Source organism: Pseudomonas mediterranea CFBP 5447, from assembly GCF_000774145.1.
In the GTDB taxonomy this organism is placed as follows: Bacteria; Pseudomonadota; Gammaproteobacteria; order Pseudomonadales; family Pseudomonadaceae; genus Aquipseudomonas; species Aquipseudomonas mediterranea.
This window is the reverse complement of record NZ_KN322962.1, coordinates 1-6,391: the sequence shown is the minus strand read 5'-3', so window position 1 is coordinate 6,391 and position 6,391 is coordinate 1. Positions and strand designations below refer to the sequence as shown.

1 protein-coding gene is annotated in these 6,391 nt (G+C 67.0%); it reads right to left on the bottom strand.

Annotated features, from left to right (window positions below; all coding sequences use genetic code 11):
- Positions 1 to 6,391 (bottom strand): non-ribosomal peptide synthetase (locus tag N005_RS01705; protein WP_047698856.1); only part of this gene is annotated, 6,391 nt, incomplete at both ends.

Genomic DNA, 6,391 nt, shown 5'->3' with positions numbered 1-6,391 from the left:
GTTGCGGTGCTCGATCATCACGCCCTTGGGCTGCCCGGTGGAACCGGACGTGTAGATCATGTAGACCAGGTGATGGGGCTCAAGCCCCGTGCCCAACGGCGCGTCACCCTGCGCTGCGGCGCCGTCGCGCAGCACCTCGTCGACGTTCAGGCGCTGGCAATCGTTGGCGAGGGTCAGCGTCAGCGGCGCATCGCCCATTGCCAGCACTGCCACCGGGGCACTGTCTTCGAGCATGTAGGCCAGGCGCTGGGCCGGGTACGCCGGGTCCAACGGAACATAGGCGCCGCCAGCCTTGAGCACGGCGAACAGCGCGACGATCAGTTCCGGGCTGCGGCGCAGATGGATACCGACTCGCTGGTCGGGACCGACGCCGAGTGCCTGCAGGTGCCGGGCCAGAAGCTGGGCCTGGCGTTCCAGTTGGGCATAGGTCAGCTCACGACCCTTGCAACGTACCGCCACCGCCCCCGGCGTAAGACGCGCCTGGGCTTCGATGCGCTCGTGCAGCAGGGCGCGCTCGGGTTGAGTGCGCTGGGTGGCGTTGAACCGCGCCAGTTGCTGGCGTTCTTGCGCCGGCAGTACGTCGAGGGTGCGGGCAGGCCGCTGCGGGTCGGTGTCCAAGGCTTCGACAAGGCTGGCCAGTGCACAGTGTATGAAGTTCCAGGCCCGTTGCGCGCCTACCGTGCCGGCGATCTGCGCCGTCAGGTTGAAGCCCTGGCCCAGGTCGTCCACCGAAAAGGTGAAGGGATAGTTGGTGCGCTCGGCGGTGCTGAGCACATGCATGCCCTCCACCTGCTGGTGCGGGGTGTCTTCCAGGCTGTAGCGGAAATTAAGCAACGCGCAGAACAGCGGCGTACCGGACGGCACGCCGCTGCAGCGCTGGGCCAGGGTCAGTGGCGTGTGCTCGTGTTCGAGCAGCGCCGACAACGCCTGGTGGGTGTGTTGCAGGCTGTCGACCACCGAACGCTGGGCAAAACCGATGCGCAGCGGCAGGGTATTGATGAACACGCCCAAGGCCTGGTCGGCGCCTTGCACCCCTTGCAGGCGCCCCAGCAACACCGTGCCGAACACTACGTCAGCGCGGCCGGTGGCCTTGCCCAACACCAGCGCCATGGCCAGGTGGAAGAGGCTGGCCACACCCACCCGGTGCCGACGTGCGGCCTGGCGCAGGGCGGTTGCCAGCGTCGGTTCGAGGGGGGCGCGCACTTCGTCGAGGGCGCCGGTGTTCTGCACATCGAGCAGGCCGAACGGGGCCGTGGGCTCGCTGACGTCGGCCAGCATCGATTGGAAAAATGCCTGCTGCCGGATGCTGTCCTGACTCCGCCGGGCGTGCGCGACGAAGCGGCGGAACGGCACCGGTTGGCCCAGTGCGCTGTCCTGGTCCTGTTGAATCAGGACGATTTCTTCGACCATGCGCTCCAGGGTGGTGTGGTCCAGCACCAGATGATGGTGCAAGACCTGCAACAGCCAGCGCTGCTGCGCGGCGTCGAATGCCTTGACCACTCGCAGCAACGGTGCCTGGCGGATGTCCAGGCGGCGCTGGCGGGAATCGGTGTGGGCTTGCAACTGCGCCAGCGCATCGTCCTGAGTGATGCGCAAGACCTCGACCGGCAGCGGCGCGCTGCGCCAGACCACCTGCACCGCTTGCTCCAGGTCTTCCCAGGCCAGGGCGGTGCGCAGGATGTCGTGACGCTCGATGACCCGTTGCAAGGCGTCGCAGAACGCGTCCAGGCCGGTCTCCTGGTCAAACGCCAGGGTGGTGTGCAGCAGGTAGGTGTCGCCCCGGTCTTGCAAGAGATAATGAAAAAACAGGCCTTCCTGCAAGGGGGCCAAGGGGTAGATGTCCTGTACGTTGGCCGCGCCCCCTTCAACATTGGCAACGATCCGGTCGATCTGTGCCTGGGTCAGGTCCACCAAGGGCAGCAGGTCCGGAGTGATCCGGGTGCAGCCCGCCGGCAAGGCGCCGCCTGGTACGTCAAGCGCATCGGCCGGCGTCTCGCCGTGTTCGGTCAGGATCGCCGCGAGTGCGCCGACTGTGGGGGCGCCGAACAGGGTCCGTACATCGATGGCCCAACCGTCCACCCGCAACTGCTCGACCAACTGCGCCGCCAGCAGCGAATGCCCGCCCAGGGCAAAGAAATTGTCCTGGCGTCCTACTCGCGGCACACCGAGGGTTTGCGCCCACAACTCGGCGAGACGACTTTCCACCGGCCCTTGCGGTGCTTCGTAGCGCTGCAAGGCGAAGTGGTCTTCACTGGGCTCGGGCAGGGCGCGGCGGTCGAGTTTGCCATTGGCGGTCAGGCTGAAAGCCTCCACGTGCACAAAGGCCGCCGGCAGCATGTAGTCGGGCAACACCGCGGCCAAGCGGGCCCGTAGTTCATTGGGCTGTTGAGCCTGGGTCGCGCTGAAATAGGCCAACAAGCGCTGCTGGGCGTCGACCCGCACCACCGCTTCGGTAATGCCGGGCAGCGCCTTGAGCTGTGCTTCGATTTCCCCCAGCTCGATGCGGAAACCGCGGACCTTGACCTGCAGGTCGTTGCGTCCCAGGAACATCAGTACGCCGTCGGCTCGCCAGCGCACCAGATCACCGGTGCGGTACAGCCGCGTCCCCGGGGTGAAAGGGTTGGCGACGAAGCGCTCTTCGCTCAATTGCGCCTGGTTCAGATAACCGAGGGCCAGCCCGTCGCCACCGATGTACAGCTCCCCAGCGACGCCGATGGGCAGCGGCTGGCGCCGCTCATCGAGGACGTAGACCTGGGTATTGCCAATGGGGCGGCCGATGGGAATGTCGCCCGCCAGCGCATCCTCTAGCGTGATGCGGTGGGTGGTGGCGAAGGTGGTGCTTTCGGTGGGGCCGTAGCCGTTAAGCAACTGCCCGGGAGGCGACTGGCGCAGCACCCGCTCGATGCAGCGCGGGTCCAGCACATCACCGCCCACCATCAGCAAGCGCAGGGCGGCGAAGGCCGGGGCCAGAGTCTCGGCGAACTGGTGGAACAACCCGGCGGTGAGCCACAGCACGCTGACTTCGTGGCGCAACAGGTGTTCATTCAAACGCTCGGCGTCGAGCACGGTCTGGCGCGGGCAGACCACCAGGCAGCCACCGTTGAGCAGGGCACCCCAGATTTCCAGGGTGCTGGCGTCAAAGGCCGGGTTGGCGGCCAGGGCGATGCGATCCTGGGCGCTGAAGTCGGCAAAGCCGTTGTTGCGCACCAGTCGGGTCACGGCGCGGTGCGGCACCTGCACGCCTTTGGGCAAGCCAGTGGAACCGGAGGTGTACATGATGTAGGCAGGAGCATTCGCTAGCGCTGCGTTGACTTGGCGCGGGGGCGCGTCATCGTCCAGGGACAGGTCCGAGTCCCACGGGACCAGCACCCGGCACGCCATGGCAGTGTCCAGTGGCGCGTCCGGCCATTCGTCAGCGAGCAACCAGGCGCTGGCGCAATCCTCGAGCAGGGCGCGCTGGCGCTGCGCCGGGGTGGCGGTGTCGATGGGCACGTAGGTCGCACCATTCTTCAAGATTGCCAGGATTGCCATGATCAGGCGCGGGCCACGCTCCAGGCACAGCGCCACCCGGGCGCCGTCGCCAATACCCTGGGCGGCCAGCCAGTCAGCCAGTTGCTCGGCGCGCTGATCGAGCTGGCGGTAGCTTATGGAACCGGCGTCGTCCTGGATCGCCGTGGCTTCGGGGCGACGGCGGGCCTGGGCCTCGAAGAGGCTGTGCAAGGATTCGGCGGCGGGGTAGTCGTGGGCCGTGTCATTGAAACCCTGCAACACCTGATAGCGTTCGTCTTCACCAAGGATCGACAGGCCGTCGAGCGCCTGCCGGTCATCGTTGACCATCGCTTGCAGAGTGGTGCACAGCGCCTGCCAATGCCGTTGCACGGTGGCCTCGTCAAACAGAGCGGTGGCGTAGGTCAGGCGGCCGGCGATCATGCCGTCGCGCTCGTGCAGGTTCAGGGTCATGTCGAACTTGGCGCTGTCTTCGGCGGTGGTCAGCGGTGTCAGCTCCAGGGTGCCCAGTTCCAGGCTCGGCTGCGGCGCGTTCTGCCAGGCGAACATGACTTGGAAGATCGGGCTGTGAGCCAGCGAACGCGTTGGATTCAAGGCCTCAACTATCTGCTCGAAGGCGACGTCCTGGTGCGCCTGGGCGTCCAGGGCGGTGCGTCGCACCTGGGCCAGCAGCTGGTCCACCCGCTCGACTTCGCCAAACCGCACCCGCAGGGCCTGGGTGTTGACGAAGAAGCCGATCAGCGGCTCGATTTCGGCGCGGGTGCGGTTGGCCAGTACCGAGCCGATCACCACGTCGTCCTGCCCGGAAAGGCGTGCCAGGACCACCGACCAGGCGGCCAGCACGGTCATGAACAGGGTGTTGCCATGGCGCTCGCTCAGCTGCCTGAGGGCCTGCACCAATGCCGCCTCCATGCTCACGTCGAGACTGGCACCGGTGAAGTCCTGCTGCGCCGGCCGCGGCCGATCCAGCGTCAACTGCAACAACGCCGGCGCGTCGGCGAGTTGCGCGCGCCAGTAGTCCAGTTGTTCGCTGACCCGTTGGACCTGTCGGGGAGAGCGCTGCCACAGCGCGTAATCGGCGTACTGGATCGCCAGTGGCGGCAGCGGATCGGCGCGGTCCTGGATGAACGCTCGGTAGAGTTCGCTCAGCTCACGGGTGAGCACGCCCAGCGACCAGGCATCGCCGACGATATGATGCAAGGTCACCAGCAGCACGTGCTCCTGGTCGGCCAGGCGCAACAGACAGCCGCGGATCAGCGGGCCCCGTGCCAGGTCGAAAGGTGCCTCGGCGGCTTCGACGCAATGGGCCTGAAACGCCGTGACGGGCTGGCCCCGCAGATCGACGCTGCGCAGGAGGAAATCCGCTGGCGAATCGATGACTTGGCAGGGCTCGCCGCCTTCGGTGACGAACCGCGTACGCAGGGCTTCATGCCGCTCGACGATGCGCGACAGTGCGGCGCGCAACGCCGGCTCGTGCAATTCGCCGCGCAGGCGCAAACCGCCGGCCATGTGGTAGGCAGCACTGGCCTGGGCATCCAGGTGGGCGATGAACCACAGGCGTTGCTGGGCGAACGACAGCGGCAATGGCGCCTGCCGGGCAACGGCCGGGATCGGCGCAGCGCCAAGGTGGCCGGACGCGGCCAAGGCTTCGATGGCCCGCGCCTGCTGTTGTAAGGTCGGGTGTTCGAAGACGCTGGCCAGGGGCAGCTCGATCCGCAGCTGTTGGCGCAGTTGGGAAACCAGTTGCACGGCCAGCAGCGAATGACCGCCGGATTGGAAAAAATGCGCCTGACGGCTGACCTGCGCCAGGCCCAGCAGGCGGCCCCAGATCGCCGCCAGTTGGGTCTCCAACGGGCCCTGGGGGGCCTCGAAGTGGCCGTCGACCGCCTGATCCGGGGCCGGCAAGGCACTGCGATCGAGTTTGCCATTCGGGGTCAGGGGCAGCGCCGGCAAGGCCACATAGGCACCGGGCTGCATGTATTCGGGCAGCGCCGCGGCCAGGGCATCGCGTAATTGCGCCTCGCTCACCGGGGCCCCGGGCTGCATCACCCAATACGCCACCAGGCGCGGATCGCCTGGCACGTCCTGGCGGGCGATGACCACCGCGTGCTGCACCCCCCGCACCCGGCTGAGGGTACTTTCGATTTCGCCCAATTCGATGCGATAGCCACGTACCTTGACCTGGAAGTCGTTGCGGCCCAGGTACAACAACTGCCCGTCGGGCGTCCATCGACCGAGGTCGCCGGTGCGGTACATTCGCGCGCCGGCTTCGCTGGCGAACGGGTCCTGGACGAAACGCTCCTCGGTCAGCGCTGGCCGATTCAGGTAGCCCCGCGCCACCCCGGCGCCACCGATGTAGATCTCGCCGGTGACTCCCAAGGGCACCAACTGGCGATGGGCGTCGAGCAGGTACACCCGGGTATTGTCCAGCGGCCGACCGATACCCGGCACGAAACCCTGGTCACGGTCCATGGACACCCACGTCGAATAGGTAGTGGTTTCCGAAGGGCCGTACAGGTTGCACAGCCGCTGTACGGCGCTGTTGGCAAAAATTTGCTCCACCAGTCCCCGCTTGAGGGGTTCACCCGCGAGGTTGACCACCTGCGTCGACGCGGGAATCGCCTGGGCGCCGACCAGCGCATCGAGCGCCGAAGGCACGCTGTTGATCAGCGTCACCGGCACGGGGCGGTCGAGCAGCGCCAGGGCATTGGTGGCCACGTGCAGGGTCGCGCCGGCGGCCAGCGGCACGAAGTACTCGAAGACTGCCAGATCGAAGTTGATCGACGTGGCGAACAGGCTGTCACGCAGGCTGGCGGCGTCGAAGGCGTGCAGTGCCCAGTGCAACAGGTTGCAGGCGTTGCGGTGCTCGATCATCACGCCCTTG